This window comes from Deltaproteobacteria bacterium (genome assembly GCA_016709225.1).
In the GTDB taxonomy this organism is placed as follows: domain Bacteria; phylum Myxococcota_A; class Polyangia; order Nannocystales; family Nannocystaceae; genus Xiheibacterium; species Xiheibacterium phototrophicum.
Genome location: JADJEE010000001.1, coordinates 1,808,021 through 1,827,162 on the forward strand (window position 1 = coordinate 1,808,021; position 19,142 = coordinate 1,827,162).

Consider the following 19,142-nt stretch of genomic DNA (forward strand, 5'->3'; position numbering starts at 1 on the left):
CTGCGGTGGCTCCCTTCGTGTCGTCGCGGCGATCACCGACGCCGACGAGATCGCACGCATGCTCCACGGTGCTCGGCCGCCACCCCGCCAGTCGCACCACCCGACGCGCCCGACGCCGCTTCCTGCTTCGAACACCTCATGCGCGCGTGGCTCAGTCGCCGCCGAGCTGCGCGACCATCGTGCCCCAGAGCGTGCCGAGCGCGCCGTCGTAGCCGGGCGCGCAGATCGAGTCGATGAAGCAGTGTTGCGCATCGCCGGCGTCGAGCGCCTGGCAGACCTCGAACACGCGGATGTTCGGCACCGCCTGTCCGGTGAAGTCTCCGCCGGCGTCCTGGCCGGTGCACGCGGGCCCGATGCCGAAGAGGAAATGCTTCTGGGCTGCATCGACGCCGGCGGCCGCGTCCTCCGGGAGGATGTCGCCCGCCGGATAGACGCCGTCTTGCCAGTCGTGCACGACGAGATCGAAGATGCCGCCCGCCGTCGGCTCGAACGGCACCTGCCGCGAGTACTCCGTCACCTCGGGCACACCGGTGAGCGCGAAGAAGTCGACCGTCTTGCCGAGATCGCCGACGAGGTAGTCCGACAGATGCGTGGTGTAGCGCGTGACCTCTTGCAGGGGGCCATCGGGCACCGCGACGCAGTCGGTGTACACACCGTTCGCGTCGGGGCCGGTGCACGTGACGCCTGCGTTCCAGCACAGCGCCGAGCTCGGGCCGCGTAGCCCGGTGTCCGGGTTCACGTTGAAGTAGTAGTCGTCGTCCACAACTGAGTAGTCCTGGACCGAGCAGTCGGACTCGTCGGTGACGATGACGATCGCGAGCTTCGCGTTGTCGCGCACGAACGGGCGGTCGCCGCTGTTCCACGCCGCGCCCGGCTCGAGCGCCTGCAGCATCGCCTCGAGCGGTGACTCGTAGCCGCAGCCGTTGATCCCTTGCGGCAGCATGCACGCGAGCGCCTGCGCCTCGGGCGAATCAGGGACGCCGTCACCGTCGACGTCGGCATCGGGCACGTCGGGCACGTTGCTGCCGGAGCCGTCGATCGCGAGGAACGGATCCCCTGGCGTGATGTCGCTCGGGCAGACGGCGGTGCACGCCTCGGGCGCGGAGATCGGGTTGCTGCCGAGGCCGGTGAAGTCGTCGATCCGGCTGTTGCAGCCCGTCATCGTCGGGGCGCCCTGCGCCGGGTCGTAGCCGGGGGGCTGGAACGGCGTGCACAGCGGGTTGCCCATATCGGTCGTCGTGATCATCACCTGGACGTCGTATGAGCCGCCGTCGGCGAGCATCTGCCCGATCCAGCGCACGCCCGCGCGCGCGAGCGCGAGCTGCTCTTCGGCCATCGAGCCGCTGTTGTCGATCACGAACAACACGTCCACGGCGGCGCACCCTCCGTCGCAGCCGCCGCCGCCGAGATCGGCGACGCCGAAGTCATCGAAGTGCGGCGAGCCGTCGTCGACGTCGACCTCGGCGTCCGAGATCGAGGACACGTCGCTCGGCTGCGCGGTCGTCGAGGGCGAGCTCGCCGATCCCGGACCGCCGGTGGTCGACGTCGAGGATCCGTCGGCGCCCACCACCACCGTGGGCCCGCACGCCACCAAGCCCACGGCCACCAGACTCGACCAACGCATGCCGTCCATTGGTCGACCCTACCTTGCTTCTCTCTTGGATTGAATTCCGGTAGGGCCCCCTGTCAAACCGTGCGTACACGGCTTACCGACGGTCTTCTTGGGGTGGCTTGCGCGGGGTAGTGCACGGTCGTTCGGAGCTGAGGAACTGATCGATGAGGTAGCCGCCCGAGAGAATCCCTGTGTCGAAGTACTAGCCGGCCTGTGCTCGCGGCGCCCGCAGCAGCCGCGTCGCTTCCTGCAGCAGCCGCTTGCAGTCCAGCTTGCCCGCCCCCCACTGGGTCGCGGGGCTGCGTGGATCGACGGTGCCCTGCAGGAACAGGCGCACGTCGGTGGGGGTGAGCGCCGGATCGAGCTGCAGCAGCGCCGCCACGGCACCCGCGACGTAGGGCGAAGAGAAGCTGGTGCCGCGGTTGACGAGGTACGGCGACTGCCCGATCTGATACAGCGGCTTGGGCCCCGAGCGGCTCGACTTGGCCATGCCGACGTACTCGCCGGGCGCGGTGAGGTCGGGCTTCATCCGCTGGTCGCGGGTCGGGCCCTGACTCGAGAAGCCGCTGGCCTCGCCGAGCACGACGCCGTCGGCCTTGTAGATCTTCGAGGTCGAGGTCACCCACTCGTTGCGCGTCGCGTACGAGCCGACCGTGATCGCACTGCGGGCCGCGCCCGGCGAGCCCACCTTGTAGCCCGGCGAGGCGCCGCTGCTGACGTAGGCCCGCTCGGCGCCGCTGGTCCACGCGTGCACGCGCACCGGGTCGGGCAGCGACGCGCCCGCGCGGAGCTTCACCTGCATCGTCCACGGCCCGCGGAGGTTGTCGTCGTCGGATGCGATCGCGACCCGCAGCACGTAGAAGATGTCGCCGGTCACGGCCTCGCGATCCTTGTCCCAGTGGCCCTGATAGCCCGGGGCCGTGACGTCCTCCTGCTCGGCGACGTTGACCGGCGCCGCGTAGGCGAAGCCGCGGGGATCGACCAGCGTCAGCTGCAGGTGATCGTGCCGCTTGCCCCACACCGACAGCCGCAGCACGCCCTCACGCACGCTCGGGTCGGCGCTGCTGGGTGACAGCACCGGCTGCACCTCGAAGGCCCAAAGCGGCGCGGTGTCGCTGAAGTCGTGCATCGCATGGATGTCGTCGTCGCCCTCGTTGCCGGCCGACACCACCACGATGCGGCCCTTGCCGGAGATTTCGTCGACGTGCTGCGACAGCGCGTCGTAGCCGTCGTGGCCGTCGGTGTGACCGCCGAGGCTCAGGTTGATGACCAGCGGCAGGCCGAGCTTGTCGGCGCGCTCGCACAGCCAGTCCATTGCCCGGATCAGATCAGCGTCGGTGAACGAGGTCTTCACCATCGCGATCTTGGCCTGCGGCGCGACCCCGACCAGCGCGCCGTCCGGCGAGAGGCGGCCGTTGCCGGCCGCAGCGCTCGCGACCGCGGTGCCGTGACCGTTGGTGTCGGGCGCATCGCGGGCCGCGTCGACGATGGGCTTGAAGCCGTCGCCGTACTTCTCGTCGGTGAGCTGGTCCCAGTACGCGACGATGCGGGTCGACTTGTCGACCTCGGCGAACGCCGGGTGCAGCACGTCGATGCCGGTATCGACCACGCCGACGAGCACGCCCTCGCCCAGCAGCGCCGGGAAGAAGCGCTCGCCGCTGTCGTTGGTCAGCGCGCTGGCCTCGTTGGCGAGGTTCAGGTGCGGCTGCAGCTCGACCGCGAGCTGCATGCGCACGACGCTGGCGTCGCCGGCGGCCTCGAGCAGCTTGTCGATGGGAATCCGCGCGGTGATGACCCGGGCCCCCGGGGCCGCGTGCACGTGCCCGCCCAGGCCTTCGATGTGCTTGGCCGCGCGCGCGGCATCGCTGGTGCGGATGACGACGTCGAGCTTGCCGTCACGCGACACGTGACGCGCGAGCTCGGGGCTGCTGAAGAAGCCCGCGACCAGCTCCGAGCGATCGGCGGTGCTGCGCTGCTTGCCGTCCTTGTCGTGGTGGGGCGTCGTCGCGGCGCGGTGGACGATGTTGCGCAGGGCGTGATCGAGCTTGCTGTGGGTGCTCATGGGCTACTCTTTCCTGTGGTCTTTGTGGTCCGGCGGCGGCGCGTAGTCGTTGAGCCACGCGCGAAGGTTGTCGATGTCGCTGGCCGACAGCGGCAGCGTCTCGTGCAGGTTGGTGGTGCCCACGACCGGCTGTGTGCCGGGCAGCGGGTTGGGCAGCTGGACGCGGACGTTCGCGAGCGTGACCGTGAAGAAGAACGGTCCGGTCTTGCCCGCGCGCGTGCCGGTGCCGACCGGCGAAACCCCCAGGCAGATGCGTAGCCCGGTGCGGTGCTCGGCCTCGTCGTGGCCGCTGAAGCACACGAGAAACGTGGTGGTGGCGTCCTTTTCGGTCATGGGTCGTTTCCCTGCGTCGTCCGGCCACGGTGCTGTGCGCCGAAGGTGTGCTCGAGTGAATGCATGATCGTGCCGAGCGATCGATCGAGCGCGGTCATGCTGCGGGTGAGGAGGTCGGTGTAGGGTGTCGACCGTGGCGCGTCGGCGGGCCCCGGCGATTCCATCTGCATCAACATGTCGCGCAGCGCTCGTTGCTGCTCGCGCAGCAGCCGACGCTGGGTGTGCAGCACGTGCATCGGGTCGAACCGCGGCGGCGGCGGGATCTCGAGTGGCGGCGGCTCGGGCACCGCGGCGGCGCGGGCGAGCGCGTCGGGCGGCACATGCTCGTAGGCCTCGACGTCGATGATGCGCGAGGCCGGCGAATCCGGCGAATCTCGTGAGTGCGGCATGTTCGACATCTTGCGAGTCCTCGCGGTGCGTCAGCTCTGCTTGCTGGTACCGGCGGGGAACGCCGAGAGCACGGTCGCGGCGTTCTGGCCGATGGTGAGGAAGTCACCCGCGGCGGTCTGGATCAGCCCCTGCGCGGTGTCGATGATTTGCTTGTAGAGCACCATCTCCGGCGTCTCGATCCACTTTGCGGCGGCCACGCCCATTGCGGTGGTCGCGATGGTCGAGACATTGCGAAGCATGTCGGTGGCGTCCTGAATCGCGATCGCCATCGACTGGGCGACCGATTGCACGGCCATGCCGCCGGCCTGCTGCGCGGGATACGTCGCATCGACGGTGGCCGCATCGGCGGTACCGGTCTCGGTCGACGCCAGCACCGCGCGACCGGTCACCGCGGTGCTGATGAACGAGACGGTTTGTTCGGTCGGATCGTCCATGCGCGGACTCCTGATGGGGTGGCGGGCGCTTCGGGCAGCGCTCATTCGTCGAGATCATTCATCGAGATCATTCGTCGATGAGGGCCAGCAGCATCGCGACCGCCGAGGTGGTCGCGGCCTGGTGGGCAATGAATGCCTGCTGCTGGGCGAAGACCGCATTCATCGCGGCCATCGCGGCGGAGTTCGCGAGGTTCTGGGCCAGCGCCGCCATCGCCATCGCCGGCGCGGTGCCGACGACGGTGACGTCGACCGTGGTGACCGCGTCGATCACCGCACTCGAGACCGTTCGCGGTGTCGTCATGGTCGGCTTCCCAGGGCGAGACGTGGTTCCGCGGGCGGCGGCCGCAATCGACCCGGGCGCTGCGCTCGGACGATCACGGCCACCGGCCCCGCCGGGTCAGCGGATCACGAGCCGCCCACCAGGTGGGCGACCGCGATGGTGCTGGCGGTCTGGTAGGTGACGTTGGCCTGCTGCTGGGCGTAGACCGCGTTGGCAGCGGCCATTGCGACCGAGTTGCCGACGGTCTGGTACAGGCTGCCCATCGCCGTCGAGGGTGATTGACCGAGGACGGTCGCGTTGGTGGTGCTGAGCGAGTCCGTCACCTGTGGGTTGAGGGTGGTGTTCGCGAAAGACGAGGTCGTGCCGTTGGCCATGGGAGATCACTGCTTCGTGCGGGCCCTCGCGGGCCCGCGGTTTTGGGTGGTTGGATGGGATGGACGAGGATGGGTGCGCTAGCTTCCGATGAGCTTCTTCACCGCGACCGTGGTCGCGGTCTGGTAGGTCACGTTGGCCTGCTGCTGGGCGTAGACCGCGTTGGCCGCGGCCATGGCCACGGAGTTGCCGATGGTCTGGTACAGGCTGCCCATCGCCATCGCCGGGGCTTCGCCGAGCACGGTGGCATTGGTCGTCGTGACCTGATCGGTGACCTGCGGGTTGAGGACGGAGTTCGCGAAGTTGCTGGTCGAGGTGCTGTCTGCCATGTTGTCGTTGCCTTTCTCGTTGGGGTCGAATCAAAGGAAGAAATCGAATTCGCGTCACGGGCGGAGGATCGCGAGCACATCGGCGACCGCGGCGGTCTGCGCAGTGATGTAGGCCTGCTGTTGCGCGAACACGGCGTTGTAGGCCGCCAGCGATTGTGCGTAGCCGAGGGTCACGAATTGCGACCCGCTGGCCATCGAGGGTGAGGCGCCGACGACCATGGCGTTGATGGTCGTGAGTGCGTCGGCGACCTGGGGATCGAGCGTCGGGTGGGTGGACGACATGGGTTCTCCTTCGGGGGTCAGAGGCGGCTGCTGGAGCTGGTGCCGGCGCGGACGATCTGACTGCACACCGCGGCGACGGCGGCAACCTCGATCTGCTTGGCACCGAACTGCGTCTGCGCGGCGTTGTGCATGAGCAGGGTCAGTGAGTGCGCGAGCGACTCGTAGGTGATGGCCTGCGCCTCCGACGGCGCAGTGCCGAACACGCCCTTGTTGACGTCGTTGACGCTGCGGGTCGCCGCGGCCAGGCCGGAGGAGCCAGCGGGCGTGCTCATGCCGCACCTCCGCTCGCCGCCAGCCACACCAGCGAATCGCCAGCGGCATCGCACGACGCGACGTCGGGATCGATGCAGACCCCGTGGACCTCGACCTCGAGGCCCTGGACCAGCTGGAAGCCGCGCGGGGTCGGCCACGCGACGCGGTTGGCCGACTTCCAGTACGACGTGAACGCGAGGTCACCCAGCTGGGCGCCGCGCAGCGGCACGTTGGGGCCGATGTACAGGCCCGCGCGCAGCCCCGCGTCGACCACCGCGTGGTGCCACGCGTTGGCGTAGGCGATCGTTGCATGGGGATCGGGCGCGACCTCGGGCGACCACTCGAGGTCGCACCAGATCGTCACGCCGCCGGGGATCCCGAGCGCGAATGCGTTGGTCGCGGCGGCCTCGCCGACCTCGCGGCCGAGTGCGGCGCTGGGCAGCAGCGTGCTCGAGCCGTACTGCACCGGGATGATCGCGAGTCCGCACGCGAGCAGGTCGCGGGCCTCGGCGACCGTCAGCGCGGGGCCGGTCGTCGGCGGGCGGCCGGAGGCGGTGCGCTTGAGGTAGCGCGCACAGAAGCCGAAGCCGCACGCGCGCAGGGCCTGGGCCTGTGCACGCGAGAGCGTCGACGCGGTGTCGAAGCCGAGGATCGCCGAGGCGGTGCTGGCAGTGCCGAGGAGTTCGACCATCTGTCCCGCCCTTGGTGCAGCGTGCGTGCCATCGGCACCCTCATGCCGAATCCAGCGTCGCGTGTCGTGGGGTGGTCGGGCTCGACCAACGCGTCGTCCATCGTGGTCGCGCGCGACCATCGTCGGCGCGCCGCGATGCATCGGCGTCAGTCGGACTCGAGCACGACCTCGTCGTCGTCGTCGAGCGCGACCGCGTGCGGCGTGTCGCGAACGAGCCTGCGCTCCAGCACCTTGCGGTGCACGCCCAGGGCCCGCGCCGCCGCGCTCTTGTTGCCGCCGTACTCGCGCATCGCCGCGTCGATGAGGAGCGTCTCGGCGGCCGCCAGCTTGTCGTGGCCGTCGATGCGCAGCAGCGCCGAGCCGAGCTCGGGCGTACGCACGGCAGCGCCCGTGCCCTCGTCGTGGCTGCCGCCGTCGAGGTGCTCGACGAGGTCGGCCGCGTCGATTGGATCCGCGTCGCAGGTCACCGCGAGCCGATCGATCGCGTTGCGGAGCTGGCGGATGTTGCCGGGCCACGGGCGCCCCGCGAGCTCGGCCATGGCCGCGGCGGTGAACCGCAGCGGGCGACGCTGCGCGGCGGCGAAATGGGCAACCAGCAGCGCGATGTCGTCGCGCCGCTCGGCCAGCGAGGGCACCTCGATGCCGAGCACCGCGAGGCGGTAATAGAGGTCCTCGCGGAAGCGTCGCTCGGCGCAGGCGCGACGCAGATCCGCATGGGTCGCCGCGATCACACGGCCGTGGAAGGTGTGCTCCTGCGTCGATCCGACCCGGCGGAAGCGCCGGCTCTCGAGCACGCGCAGCAGCTTGGCCTGCAGCAGCATCGGCAGCTCGGCCACCTCGTCGAGGAACAGCGTGCCGTGACCGACGGCGGTGAGGTATCCCTCCTGCGCGGCGTCGGCCCCCGTGAACGCACCGCGGACGTGACCGAACAGCAGCGACTCCATCAGCGACTCCGGAATCGCGCCGCAGTTGACGTCGACCAGCGGCGCGTCGGGGTGCAGGCCGAGCTGGTGCAGCGCCTGCACCACGAGCTCCTTGCCGCAGCCGGTGGGCCCGTGGACCAGCACCGCGCGCTCCGACGGTGCGACGCGCTCGATCATGCGATGCAGCCGCTGGGTCGCCGGCGCAGCGCCGACGATGGCCGCGAGGCCTGGCGTCCACTCGGACGGAGCTCGTGTCCGCGACGCGCCGGCCTCGGTTCGTTCGCGCGCGCGACCGAGCACGAGGCTGCGCGCCAGATCCTGCGCGAGTGCGGGTCCGGCGGTGACGAGCAGCGGCCGTTGCGGTCGCCGGCGCAGCCAGCCGGCGATCGAGGCCTCGGATACCGCGTCGGGCTCGCCCTGCTCCGGCACGATCAGCACCACCAGATCGATGCCCGCCTCGGTGGCCATGCGGCCAGCGACAGCGGCGTCGGTCACGTGGTGGAGGGCGGTCTGCGGTGTCCGCAGTCGCGCGATTGCGTCGGCCGACAGCGTGGCAAACGGATCGACGACGAGGACCTGAGACACGCGCAGCATGGTGGTTTCGCCTGGTGGCTGCTCACGCATCGCGTCGGCTACTCGGGTGTGGGAGGGCTGGCGGGATCTCAAAGTGATGCGCCCCTCGCCGCCGATCACCGAAAGTCGAAGCGGCGCGGGTGGGTGCTCGCTTGGGTCGCGCACGCGAAGGGTGCTACCGTCGATGCGGCCGTGGAGCGAGACGACCTCGAGTTGCTCGACGCGTGGCGCGGTGGGGATCGACGCGCGGGCGGCGAGCTGTTTGCGCGGCACTTCCCTGCCCTGCGTCGGTTCTTCCGCAGCAAGGTCGGCGACGACTACGAGGAGTTGGTGCAGAGCACCTTCGCGCGCTGCGTCGAGGGTCAGGCCCGCTTCGAGGGCCGCGGTTCGTTTCGGAGCTACCTGTTCGCGACCGCGTACAACGTCGTGCGCGAGCACCTGCGCGAGCTCTACCGCGAGTCGGATCCATGGACGCTCGCGCTGGCCCAAGCGCAGGCCGAGCCGGAGGTCGCCGGCCTCGCGACGATGCTGGCGGCGCAGCGCGAGCGCGCGATCTTGGTTCGCGCGCTGCGACGCCTGCCCTTGGGCGACCAGGTCGTGCTCGAGCTCTTCTACGACGAGCAGATGACGTCGGTGGAGATCGGCGCGGTCGTCGGGGTCCCCGACGCCACGGTGCGCAGTCGTCTGCGACTGGCGCGGGAGCGACTGCGCGGGCATGTCGACGAGCTCGCACGCAGCACGGGCCAGCCGCGGACCACGCTCGACGACTTCGGGCGCTGGGCCAACGAGCTCCGGGCCGTGGCCGGACGCGGCCGGCCCGAGTGATGGCGCGCCGACACCCCACCGGCCGCGACTTTCGGTGATCAGCCGGCCAGCGGCCGTCACTACCTGCAGGTCCCAGGGAAGCCACCTCGATGCCAGACGACCAGTCACGGGACCCTGAGCCGGCCGATGCGGCGGCGCTGGCCGATCGTCGGCCCCGGCGCCCGGCCGCCGACGTCGCCGCGGCGCAGACCCGCAGCGAGGTCGAGCCGCTCGACGCACGGGTGTTCCCGTCGGAGGTGCCGTGGCCGAGCGACGCGATGGACGAGCCGCTCGATCTGGTCGAACGCCAGCGCCAGGCACGACTGCATGCGCAGATCCTCGGCGAGGCGCCGCCGGCACTGTGCGTGGGTCGCTTCACCATCCTCGAGAAGCTCGGCGAAGGTGGCATGGGCACGGTGTACGCGGCCTACGACGGCGAGCTCGATCGCCGCGTCGCGCTCAAGTTCCTCCACCCGACGCGGGCGCTCGACGAGCGCGCGACCCATCGCTTGCTGCGCGAGGCGCAGGCCCTGGCCAAGCTCTCGCATCCCAACCTCGTGCCGGTGTTCGACGTCGGCCGCTTCGAGGACCAGGTCTACCTCGCGATGGAGCTGGTGCCTGGCGCCACGATGCGACGCTGGCTCGAGGCCGCGCCGCGGTCGTGGCGCGAGGTGCTACGCCACGGCATCGACGTCGCGCGGGCGGTCGCGGCCGTGCATCGCCTCGGCATCATCCATCGCGACATCAAACCCGACAACATCATCATCGGGGACGACGGCCGCGCGCGCCTGCTCGACTTCGGCCTTGCCCGCGCGCCGCGGGAGGACGGCGTGAGTACGCCCAAGCCCGACGACTCGGCGAGCGGCGCCCCGCCGCGATCACGGCTCGGCGTCGTCATCACGCACACGCACACCTTCGCGGGCACGCCGGCCTATATGGCGCCGGAGGCCCGGCTGGGCGAGACCGCGGGCGCGGCCGCCGATCAGTACAGCCTGTGCGTCGCGCTGGCGGAGGCGCTCTACGGCGCACGGCCGATCGGGCCGGTGCACGGCACGGATCTGTTGAAGGTGCCGGCGAAGAGCACGGTGCCCGGTGCGCTGCGACGGATCCTGTCGCGGGGCCTCGCCGAGCAGCCCGAGCATCGCTTCGCCGACGTGGCCCAGCTCGCCGACGCGCTCGATCGCATCGAGGGCCGACGACGACGACGGCTCGGCGCAGCGGTGCTGGGCCTCGCGCTCGTCGCGGCCGCCGGCATCGGAGCCGCGGGCGGCGACGCGTGGCGACCAGCTGCGAGCGCCCCCGATCCCTGCACCGAGGTGCGCACCGCCCTCGACGCGACCTGGAATCCACACCGTCGCGGCGCGCTCGCGGGCGCGCTCGCAGCGACCGCGCTTCCCGACGCGACCACGCTCGCCGAGGTCCTCGCGGCGCGCGTCGACACGTATGCCTCGGCGTGGACCGACGCGCGCGCGCAGGTGTGCGAGGCGACGTGGCGACGCGGCGAGCAATCGGCGACGCTGTTGGATCAGCGCATGGCGTGCCTCGACGACGCGCGCGGACGGCTCGACGCGCTGCTGTCGGCCGTCGCGGCGATCGACGCCGAGCAAGTGCCGCGACTGCCGACCGCACTCGACCAGCTGGGCGATCCCAGCGAGTGCGTGGGCGTGGCGTCGGCCGCCGAGCGCGGGCAGCCGGTGCCCGCCGATCGCATCGAGGACGTCGCCGCCGGCTTCGCGGAGCTGGCGAGGCTGCGCACCGCGGTGATTCTCGGGGGCCCCGCCACGCCGCTCGAGCCGCTCGAGGCTGCGCTCGCCCACGCCGAGCAGCTCGAGGTCGCGCCGCTGGTCGCCGCGACGACGCTGGCGATCGGCCACGCACACCTCGCGGCCCGGGATCCCCGCGCGACGCCGTACCTCGAGCGCGCGGCCAACCTCGCCGAGACGCTGGGGGACGACGACCTGCGCGAGGAGGCGGTGCGGGCCGCGGCGCGCGTGGCCATCGACGTCGACGCCGACGCCTCGCGGGCGCGAGCCCTGGTCGATCGCGATGCGGCGCTGCTCGAGCGCATCGACGCCTCGCCGCGCCGACGGGCCGCGGCCGCCGAGGTGCGCGCGTTGCTGTCGATGCTGGAGGGCGACGCCACCGAGGCCGAGCGGACCCTGCGCGGGGCGCTGTCGTTCTGGGAACAGGCCGGCGATCACCACGCCGGTGCGCACGCGAGCTGCTGGCGCAACCTCGGGCGGGTGCTCGGTGGCCGCGGGCGCACCGACGAGGCGCTGGCGGCCTTCGATCGCGCCGCGCAGATCGAAGCGCGCTGGGGCGGTGTGCCAGCGACGTTGTCCCGAAGCACGCTGCCGGGTTCGGCACAGCGACTGCGCGGCGAGGCGTTGATGGACGCCGGCCGCCTCGACGAGGCCGCGATCGCGCTCGATGCCGCTCGCCAGGCCAGCGCAGAGGCCTTCGGGCGCGACAGCGTGCCGGTGGGGATCGTCGAGGTCGCGCGTGCCTCGCTGGCGATGCGCATGGGCGATCTCGACGCGGCGCTCGAGCGTGCGAGCGCGGCCGATGCCAGCTTCACGCGCTGGCTCGGCCGCGACCACGCGATGCGGGCGTCACCGCTGTCCGCGCTCGGCACCGCGGCGTTCCACCTGCATCGCGACGACGAGGCGATCGCCGCGTTCACCGAGGCGTTGCGCCTGTGGCAGCGATCCTTCGCCGACGACAGCCTGCAGGTCGCCGAGGCCCGCAGCAACCTCGGCGAGGCGCTCGCCCAGGCCGGGCGCGACCAGGAGGCCGCGGTGCACCTGCAGGCCGCGCTCGCAGCGATGGCCGCACGGCTGCCGGAGGACCACCCGGATCTGGCGTATCCGCTGCTCGGGCTCGCGCAGCTCGAGTACCGCCGCGGTGAGCCGGCAGCGGCCGTCGCCCACGCCGAGCGCGCGATGGCGATCCGCCAGGCCCAAGGCGACGATCCGCCGGAGCTGGCGCGCACGCGATGGCTGCTCGCGCGCGCGCTCGCCGAGCTCGACCAGCGCGCGCGCGCGCGGACGGTGGCCGAACGGGCACGCGAGGGTTTCGCGGGGCTCGGTCCGGCGTTCGCCCGCGACGTGGCCGCGATCGATGCGTGGATGACGACCGAAGACGAAGTGGATGTGCGAGCCTCGAATGCTCCGCCTGCTGCGGAACGCGACGCGGCGATCAGAAAGGACCGACCATGAAGACCAAGACCCTGTGGATCCCCATGGCCCTCGCGGGCGCCCTCGGCTACGCGATGCTCGGCGACGAGTCCGGCACGCAGACCTGCTACACCGCGGTCAGCGTCAACTCGACGATCGACAGCGCCAACAACATCTCGGTGAACGTCACCGCCGGCGCGGCGACCATCTGCACCGGTCTCGAGGCCGGCGACGTCTGCCGCATCCCCGTGGAGTCGGGCACCACGCTCGGCGCGACCTTCAACACCAACCGCAGCCAGTTCGTCTACGTGCAGGCAGCCGGCACCAACAAGGCCGCAACCATCAACTCGACCCAGACCGTCAGCAGCGAGCTCGCGTTCGCGGTGGTCGGCGTGCAGGGCACCAGCATCGCGGTCGAGGGCGATCCGAAGATCCAGCTGGTCAGCACCAGCTGCAACTGACGCGCACCCTGCTAGCGCCCGCCGCCACCGGGCCAGTCGGCCGCGCGGGCGAAGTACGTGCCCGCGCCGCCGGCCCCGATGAAGAGCTGCGGCTCGGGCTCGAGGTCGTCGACGCGGGCGAGGTCGCCGTGGGCGTCGAGCACGAACAGGCCGCGTGGGCTGCGATCGTCGTCGTCGGGATCGAAGCTGTAGAGCAGCGCGTTGCCGCCGTCGTCGATCGCCAGCGGTGCCATCGCGATGCCGTCGAAGCGCTCGAGCCCGAGCGCCGAGATCCGCACGATGCTGGCGATCTCGCGCGGCTGCATCTCGATGATGATGCCGCTCGGGTCACCCACGCACGACATCAGCACCCAGCCGCCATCGGGGCTGGTGATGGGCGGCACCAGCTGCGCGCAGCTGGTCTGCTCGGCGTTCACGACCGAGAGACCATCCTCGTCGGCGCGCATCAGCTGGCCCTCGGTGGTCACGAGGTTGAAGCGCCGACCGCCGGCCGCCGGCAGCATGATCATGCCGGTGCCCAGACCCAGCCGCGGCAGCGCCGACCAGGTGCCGCGACCGAGGTCGGCGAGGTAGAGCCGCTGCTCGTCGCCGAGCAGCACGCGATCGGCGGTCAGTGCCGCCAGGGCGAACGGCTCGGTCCCGAGCTCACAGGCCGACGGCAACGCCAGCTCGACCGGCGGCCGCGCCTGTCCATCGCTGCCCTGCTTGGCCCACCGCCACCGCATCAACGTGCACGGCTGGTTCGACGGTCCGATCGCCGCGTCGCCCTCGGGCGACACGCACAGCCCCGCGCCGCACCACCCGCTCGAGATGCGCTGGGGATAGGCCGCCGGGTCGATGCCACGCACGCGCATCGTCGCGCGCCCCAGCTGCTCGAGGCCGCCACCGCTGCCGCGGTGATCGATCGCCGGGAATGCGTACGCAGCGATGGTGCCGTCGACGCGCGTGGGTCCGAGATCGTCACCGCCGGTGACCTCGGCGACGAACACGATGGGTGCATCGCTCGCGCTGCGCAGCACCCACGACGGGTTCTCCGCTTGCGACGTCGGGGGCGACAGCCACAGCGGCTCGGAGCGCGCGCCGCCGATGGGCAGCAGCACCGCACCGCCCGCGTTGACGCCGCTCAGCAGGTACGCGAGCGCGAGGCCCGAGCGCGCGAACACCAGGTCCTCGCCGAGCTCGCCCCATGGCCCCGGCCCCACGCGACCACGCTCGGCGGTGTCGAGATCGACCCACACCGCGCTCTTGCCGACCCCCGCCACCGCCAGGCCGCGCGCGCGCGGATCGACGAGGATGCGAGTGTTGCCGGTGAGGGTGCCGTCGATGGTCGGATCGAGCTCGACCCGACGACGCACGCCGCGGTCGTAGATCTGGATCGCCCGCGGCTGTCCGTCGGAGATCTCCGCGTCCAGCCACACCACGACGGCGTCGACCTGCGCCTGCCCGCACGCCGGCCCGAACACCGACACCGCGCCGACCACCGCGGCCGCGATGCCCCACTGTCGCCCACGCACCATCGTTCGACCGCGATGCTAGCAGGACCGATCGCGCCCGCGCAGGCTTTGGCAACATCGCACGGACCCGCACCGGACGCCCCACCCGTTGTCGACCCCCGCGCCCACCGCCGCCTGGATCTCGCTCGTGCTCACCGGCGCGACCCTGGCCTGCACCCGCGAGCCCGCGACGCCGCCGCCGGCCTACGCTGCGCCGCTGCACGATGGCGACGCGGTGTACTTCGTCGGCAACAGCTTCTTCGCGTGGGAGGATCGCGTGCTGCCGCGCTGGGTCGCGGCGCTCGGCGAGGTCAGCTCGCCACCGGTGCACCTGCAGGTCGACGGCGACATCGTGCCGGGTGACCTGCCGCTGGCCGCGTTCCTCGAACACGACGCCGTGGTGGCCGCGCTCGCGTCGCGGCGTCACGCGGTGTTCGTGCTGCAGGGCCACGAGCTCGAGGCGGTCGACGACCGGGCGGGCTTCCACGACGCAGTGCGTCGCTTCGACGCGAAGGTGCGGGCTGCCGGCGCGCGCACGGTGCTGTTCCAGACCTGGGACCTGCGCTGGCGCGAGTTCCTGCCCGCGCTGGTCGAGGCCTACGACAGCATCGGCCGCGAGCTTGCGATCCCGGTGATCCCGTGCGGCCAGGTGTTCGACGATCTCGGCGCGACGCCGCCGGCCGGCGGCAACCGCTGGTGGCTCACCGCCAGCGCGGAGCACCCCGAAGGTGACCTCCACCCCAACGCCGCCGGCATGGCCGCCAGCGCCGACGTCACCTTCGCGATCCTCACCGGCCGCGATCCGCGGGGCCTGCGGTTCGACGCGATCGGCAACGACATCGACGCGGCCACCCACGATCGCATCGCCGCGGCGGCGTGGCGCCGCGCGAGCGAGCGCCTGATCTCGAACCCCGTACCGGAGCCGGCGCCATGATCACGCGGTGGACACCGTGGCCGCTCGTGAACATGCTGCAATCGCGGCTGCGCGTGCCGATGCCACCGCTGGAGGCCGGCGCCACGCGACAGTGGCAGCTCGCGCCCGGCCGCCGACAGGTGGTGCCCAAGGCGTTCTTTCTCGACGGTCAGCTCGAGCGCGTGCGCCGGTGGGTGTTCGCCGACGAGCACCCCGGCCGCGAGATGCATGGCGGCCACGAGGTCCGCCACGGCCCCACCCGCGCGATGCTGCTCGAGCAGGTGTGGCTGGTCGACGGCGTGCTCTACCACGGCCGCGCGTGCGAGCACCTGCAGCCACGCGCGCACCGGCTGCCGCGCCTGCGGGTCGATCGCGAGCTCGGCCATGGCGCCCTGGCGTGCTCGCAGCACGGCAACCAGTACTTCGGCTCGTGGCTGATGGACGACGTGCCGCGCTACTTCCTCGCCGAGGGCCACGGCGAGGCCATCGTGACCGCCGCGGCCCGCAGCGAGCACCAGCGCGACTACGCGGCGCGGCTCGAGCTGCGCGCGACGCCGATCGCGGCGGCACGGATCCGTCAGCTGGTGGTGTTCGACGATCGCGGGCAGAACCACGACAAGGCCGCGCGCGCGGCCCTCGTGCGCGAGCGTCTGGCGGGCGCCGATGCGGCGCGCCACCCCGGTGTGTTCCTGTTGCGCGGCGAGGCCGGCATGCGCCGCGTGCTGCGGGGCGAGCGGGCGCTGGCCGAGCAGCTGGCGCGCACGCGCGGCCTGACGATCCTCGATCCGATGCGCACCGACGTCGCGACCATCATCGCGCGCTGTGCCGGGGCCGCGCTCGTGGTCGGCGTGGAGGGCAGCGGGCTCATCCACGGCGCCCAGCTGCTGCGCCCGGGCGCGTCGCTGCTGGTGCTGCAGCCACCCGATCGCTTCTGCGCAGTGTTCAAGCACCTCGCCGATCGCGACGGCCTCCACTTCGCGTTCGTGGTCGGACGCGCCGAGGGCGAGGACTTCGCGGTCGATGCCGACGAGGTCGAGCGGACCCTCGATCTGCTGCCCGCCTGATCGGCGCGCCCACGCGCTACCCGGCGGGCACCAGCGCGGCCGCGATGTCGGCCACGAACGGTGGCTGCAGCACCGCGCGGTGATCGGCCGGCACCTCGAGCAGGCGCACCTCGGGGGTCCGCGGCGCCCAGCCCTGATCGGGTCGGATCCGCAGCCATCGCGGCCACGGCTCCCGCGTCGCCCGCACCACGTGGATCGGCGCCGCGACCCGGGCCGGCACCGCCGAGAAGCGCTCGACCTCGGCATCGACCTCGGCGCCGTCGATCGGCAGGTCGATCGCGACGGCCGGCGCACTCGGGCCGGCGACCCCGCGCGCGCGTCGCAGCGCACCGTCGAGCAGCGGCACGCGCACGCGCAGGCGATCGAGCCGTCGCAGCGCCCAGCGCCGCAGCGCGTCGCCATCGCGGGCGAACCGGGCTGCCGCCTCGACATAGCTGCGCGCGCGCGCGAGCGGATCGACCCGCATCGCGCTCGGTAGCACCGCGTCGACGATGCAGACCCACTGCACCGACTCGCCGGCCTGCTCGAGCAATCGCGCGGCCTCGAACGCGACCACGCCGCCGTAGCACAGGCCCAGCAGGCGATAGGGCCCACGCGGCTGGTGGGCGCGCACGACCTCGGCGTAGTGGGCCGCCATCTCGTACAGCGTCGGCCGTGGTTCTCGCCCCGGCACGTAGCGACGCGGCACGTGCACCGCCGCGACCGCGTGCCCCGGCGGCAGCGCGTCGGCCAGCGCCTGGTACAGCTGCAGGCCGAAGAGACAGAAGATCGGCGTGCGACGATCGCCGTCGCGCAGCCACGCGACCACCGGTCGCTCGGCGGACACCGGCTCGGCCGGCGCCGCGATGCGGGCCGCGAGCGCGACCGCCGTCGGCGACTCGAAGATCCACGTCATCGGCACCGCGCAGCCGAGCTCGCGATCGATTCGCAACAGCGCCTGCGCGGCCAGCAGCGAGGTGCCGCCCAGCTCGAAGAAGCTGCGATCGGGCGCGACCGCGGGCAGTCCCAGCACCGCCGCGAAGATGCCGGCGATGCGCGCCTGCGCCGTGTCGGTGCTCGCGACCGCGACCGCAGCCACGGTCTGCGGCAGCGGCAGACGGGCGCGATCGATCTTGCCGTTGGGCGTGAGCGGGAAGCCGGCGACGTGCATCCACACCGACGGCGTCATGTAGTCGGGCAACCGCGCGGCCGCGTGGGCGCGCACGGTGGACTCGTCGGCCTCGCCGACCCACCACGCGCACAGCCGCACGCCGCCGTCACCGAGCTCCCGCGCGACGCCGTCGCTGGGATCGGCGAGCGCGGTCACCAGCACCTCGCGCACGCCGTCGTGGCCCAGCAGCACCGCCTCGATCTCGCTGGGCTCGACCCGGAAGCCGCGGATCTTGAGCTGGTGATCGATGCGCCCCAACCACTCGAGGCGACCATCGGCGCCGCGGCGACCGACGTCGCCGGTGAGGTACATCCGCGCGCCGTCGCGGGGGCGCAGGATGAAGCGCTCCGCCGTGAGGTCTTCGCGGCCGTGGTAGCCGCGCGCCAGCCCGGCGCCGCCGATCGCGATCTCGCCCTTCTCGCCGTCGGCGACCGGCTCGCGCGCGGCGTCGAGGATCTCGATCTCGGTGCGCGCGATGGCACGGCCGATGGTGATCGCCGCGCCCGGCTCGACCCGCTCGATGCTCGACCACACGCAGGTCTCGGTCGGGCCGTACATGTTCCACAGCGGCCCGCCACCTCGCAGCAGCGCCGCGGCCAGCGACGACGACATCGCCTCGCCACCGCACAGCATGCGCAGGCCCGGGTGCCCCTCGAAGCCGGCCTCGACCAACAACCGCCAGCTCGCCGGCGTCGCCTGCAGCACGGTGATGCGATCGTCGGCCAACCGCCGCCGCAGCACCCGGGGATCGCGGGTGTCCTCGTGGCTGACGATCACCGTGGTCGCACCGACCATCAGCGGGCCGAACAGCTCGAGCGCGGCGATGTCGAACGCGATCGTGGTCACCGCCAGCACGCGGTCGTCGCGGCGAAGACCGGGCGCGCGCACCATCGAGTGCAGGAAGTTGGTCAGCGCGCCGCGAGGGATCTCGACACCCTTGGGGCGACCGGTGGAGCCCGAGGTGAACATGACGTAGGCGAGCTGCTCCGGCGGCACCGCGACGTCGAGGCGCGCGAGGTCGTCGTCGTGGGTCGGCGCCGCCGCGGACACGGGTGTGAGCACGCGTCCACCGAAGCCGACCGCCAGCGGTGCGTCGGCCTCGGCGACGAGCACCGCCGGCGCCGCGTCGTCGAGGATCATGCGCAGTCGCTCGACGGGATGCGTCGGCACCACCGGCACGTAGGCGCCGCCAGCCGCGAGCACCGCGAGCATCGCGACCAGCTCGCCGGCACCGCGCGGCAGCGAGATCGCGACGCGGGTCTCGGGCCCGACCCCGACCGCTCGCAGCTGCTGCGCCAGCGCGACGATCTCGTGGGCGAGCGTGCGGTAGTCGAGCGTGCGGTCGTCGGCCTCGATCGCGCGGGCGTGCGGCGTCGCGACCGCGTGACGACGCAGACACTGCAGCAGATCGAGATCCACACCCGCGCCGTCCGCGGGTGCGCCGCGCTCGCGCGTGCCTTCGGCCTGGTCGTGCGGTGCTTGCATCCTTGCTCGCCTCCTCGCGGTCCCCCTCGCGGCGGGCAACCGCCCGCGCCCGATCACCTCGGG

Annotated in this window: 19 protein-coding genes; 5 read left to right on the forward strand and 14 right to left on the reverse strand. The window is 72.2% G+C overall.

Going from position 1 to position 19,142, the window contains the following annotated elements; translation table 11 throughout:
- Positions 1–151: 151 nt before the first annotated feature.
- The 12 genes from IPH07_07420 to IPH07_07475 form a co-directional block, all read right to left on the reverse strand.
- On the reverse strand, positions 152–1,633 hold the full coding sequence (locus tag IPH07_07420; GenBank protein MBK6917213.1) for a VWA domain-containing protein: 1,482 nt from the start codon (positions 1,631–1,633) through the stop codon (positions 152–154).
- A 181-nt stretch (positions 1,634–1,814) separates the two neighbouring features.
- Complete coding sequence (locus IPH07_07425; protein ID MBK6917214.1) at positions 1,815–3,674, reverse strand: S8 family serine peptidase; 1,860 nt, start codon at positions 3,672–3,674, stop codon at positions 1,815–1,817.
- Between the two features lie 3 nt (positions 3,675–3,677).
- Positions 3,678–4,007: a hypothetical protein gene (locus IPH07_07430; GenBank protein ID MBK6917215.1), complete on the reverse strand. Its 330-nt coding sequence runs from the start codon at positions 4,005–4,007 to the stop codon at positions 3,678–3,680.
- Entirely contained in the window at positions 4,004–4,396 is a 393-nt protein-coding gene (locus tag IPH07_07435) for a hypothetical protein (protein ID MBK6917216.1), read from the reverse strand. Before IPH07_07435 ends, IPH07_07430 begins: the two co-directional genes overlap by 4 nt.
- A gap of 30 nt (positions 4,397–4,426) precedes the next feature.
- Positions 4,427–4,831 carry a hypothetical protein gene (locus IPH07_07440; GenBank protein ID MBK6917217.1) on the reverse strand — a complete coding sequence of 135 codons (405 nt, stop codon included), beginning with the start codon at positions 4,829–4,831 and terminating at the stop codon, positions 4,427–4,429.
- Positions 4,832–4,898: 67 nt separating this feature from the next.
- The gene (locus tag IPH07_07445) at positions 4,899–5,132 is read right to left on the reverse strand and encodes a RebB family R body protein (protein MBK6917218.1); all 234 of its coding nucleotides are present in this window, start codon (positions 5,130–5,132) and stop codon (positions 4,899–4,901) included.
- 104 nt (positions 5,133–5,236) lie between these two features.
- Complete coding sequence (locus IPH07_07450) at positions 5,237–5,485, reverse strand: RebB family R body protein (protein ID MBK6917219.1); 249 nt, start codon at positions 5,483–5,485, stop codon at positions 5,237–5,239.
- A gap of 78 nt (positions 5,486–5,563) precedes the next feature.
- Positions 5,564–5,812 (reverse strand): RebB family R body protein, encoded by a 249-nt coding sequence (locus IPH07_07455; GenBank protein ID MBK6917220.1) that lies wholly within the window; start codon positions 5,810–5,812, stop codon positions 5,564–5,566.
- Between the two features lie 54 nt (positions 5,813–5,866).
- The gene (locus IPH07_07460) at positions 5,867–6,094 is read right to left on the reverse strand and encodes a RebB family R body protein (protein ID MBK6917221.1); all 228 of its coding nucleotides are present in this window, start codon (positions 6,092–6,094) and stop codon (positions 5,867–5,869) included.
- A 17-nt stretch (positions 6,095–6,111) separates the two neighbouring features.
- Positions 6,112–6,366, reverse strand: coding sequence for a RebB family R body protein (locus IPH07_07465; protein ID MBK6917222.1), 255 nt, complete (start codon positions 6,364–6,366; stop codon positions 6,112–6,114).
- Entirely contained in the window at positions 6,363–7,037 is a 675-nt protein-coding gene (locus tag IPH07_07470; protein MBK6917223.1) for a DUF1906 domain-containing protein, read from the reverse strand. Before IPH07_07470 ends, IPH07_07465 begins: the two co-directional genes overlap by 4 nt.
- Positions 7,038–7,183: 146 nt before the next feature.
- Complete coding sequence (locus IPH07_07475; GenBank protein MBK6917224.1) at positions 7,184–8,554, reverse strand: sigma-54-dependent Fis family transcriptional regulator; 1,371 nt, start codon at positions 8,552–8,554, stop codon at positions 7,184–7,186.
- A 171-nt stretch (positions 8,555–8,725) separates the two neighbouring features.
- On the opposite strand from IPH07_07475, the gene IPH07_07480 reads away from it, so the two are divergent.
- The 3 genes from IPH07_07480 (at position 8,726) to IPH07_07490 (ending at position 12,974) form a co-directional block, all read left to right on the forward strand.
- Positions 8,726–9,358 (forward strand): sigma-70 family RNA polymerase sigma factor, encoded by a 633-nt coding sequence (locus IPH07_07480; GenBank protein ID MBK6917225.1) that lies wholly within the window; start codon positions 8,726–8,728, stop codon positions 9,356–9,358.
- A gap of 89 nt (positions 9,359–9,447) precedes the next feature.
- A complete protein-coding gene (locus tag IPH07_07485; protein ID MBK6917226.1) occupies positions 9,448–12,555 on the forward strand; it encodes a serine/threonine protein kinase in 3,108 nt (1,035 codons plus the stop codon).
- The gene (locus IPH07_07490) at positions 12,552–12,974 is read left to right on the forward strand and encodes a hypothetical protein (protein MBK6917227.1); all 423 of its coding nucleotides are present in this window, start codon (positions 12,552–12,554) and stop codon (positions 12,972–12,974) included. Before IPH07_07485 ends, IPH07_07490 begins: the two co-directional genes overlap by 4 nt.
- Positions 12,975–12,985: 11 nt before the next feature.
- On the opposite strand, the gene IPH07_07495 is transcribed toward IPH07_07490, so the two are convergent.
- The gene (locus IPH07_07495; protein MBK6917228.1) at positions 12,986–14,491 is read right to left on the reverse strand and encodes a hypothetical protein; all 1,506 of its coding nucleotides are present in this window, start codon (positions 14,489–14,491) and stop codon (positions 12,986–12,988) included.
- Between the two features lie 85 nt (positions 14,492–14,576).
- Between IPH07_07495 and IPH07_07500 the strand changes: the two genes are divergently transcribed.
- Positions 14,577–15,401, forward strand: coding sequence for a hypothetical protein (locus IPH07_07500; GenBank protein ID MBK6917229.1), 825 nt, complete (start codon positions 14,577–14,579; stop codon positions 15,399–15,401).
- Positions 15,398–16,444 carry a glycosyltransferase family 61 protein gene (locus IPH07_07505; GenBank protein MBK6917230.1) on the forward strand — a complete coding sequence of 349 codons (1,047 nt, stop codon included), beginning with the start codon at positions 15,398–15,400 and terminating at the stop codon, positions 16,442–16,444. The genes IPH07_07500 and IPH07_07505 overlap by 4 nt, the downstream gene beginning before the upstream one ends.
- Positions 16,445–16,460: 16 nt before the next feature.
- Here IPH07_07505 and IPH07_07510 read toward each other — a convergent pair whose 3' ends face one another.
- Positions 16,461–19,079: an amino acid adenylation domain-containing protein gene (locus tag IPH07_07510; GenBank protein MBK6917231.1), complete on the reverse strand. Its 2,619-nt coding sequence runs from the start codon at positions 19,077–19,079 to the stop codon at positions 16,461–16,463.
- Positions 19,080–19,142 lie beyond the last annotated feature (63 nt).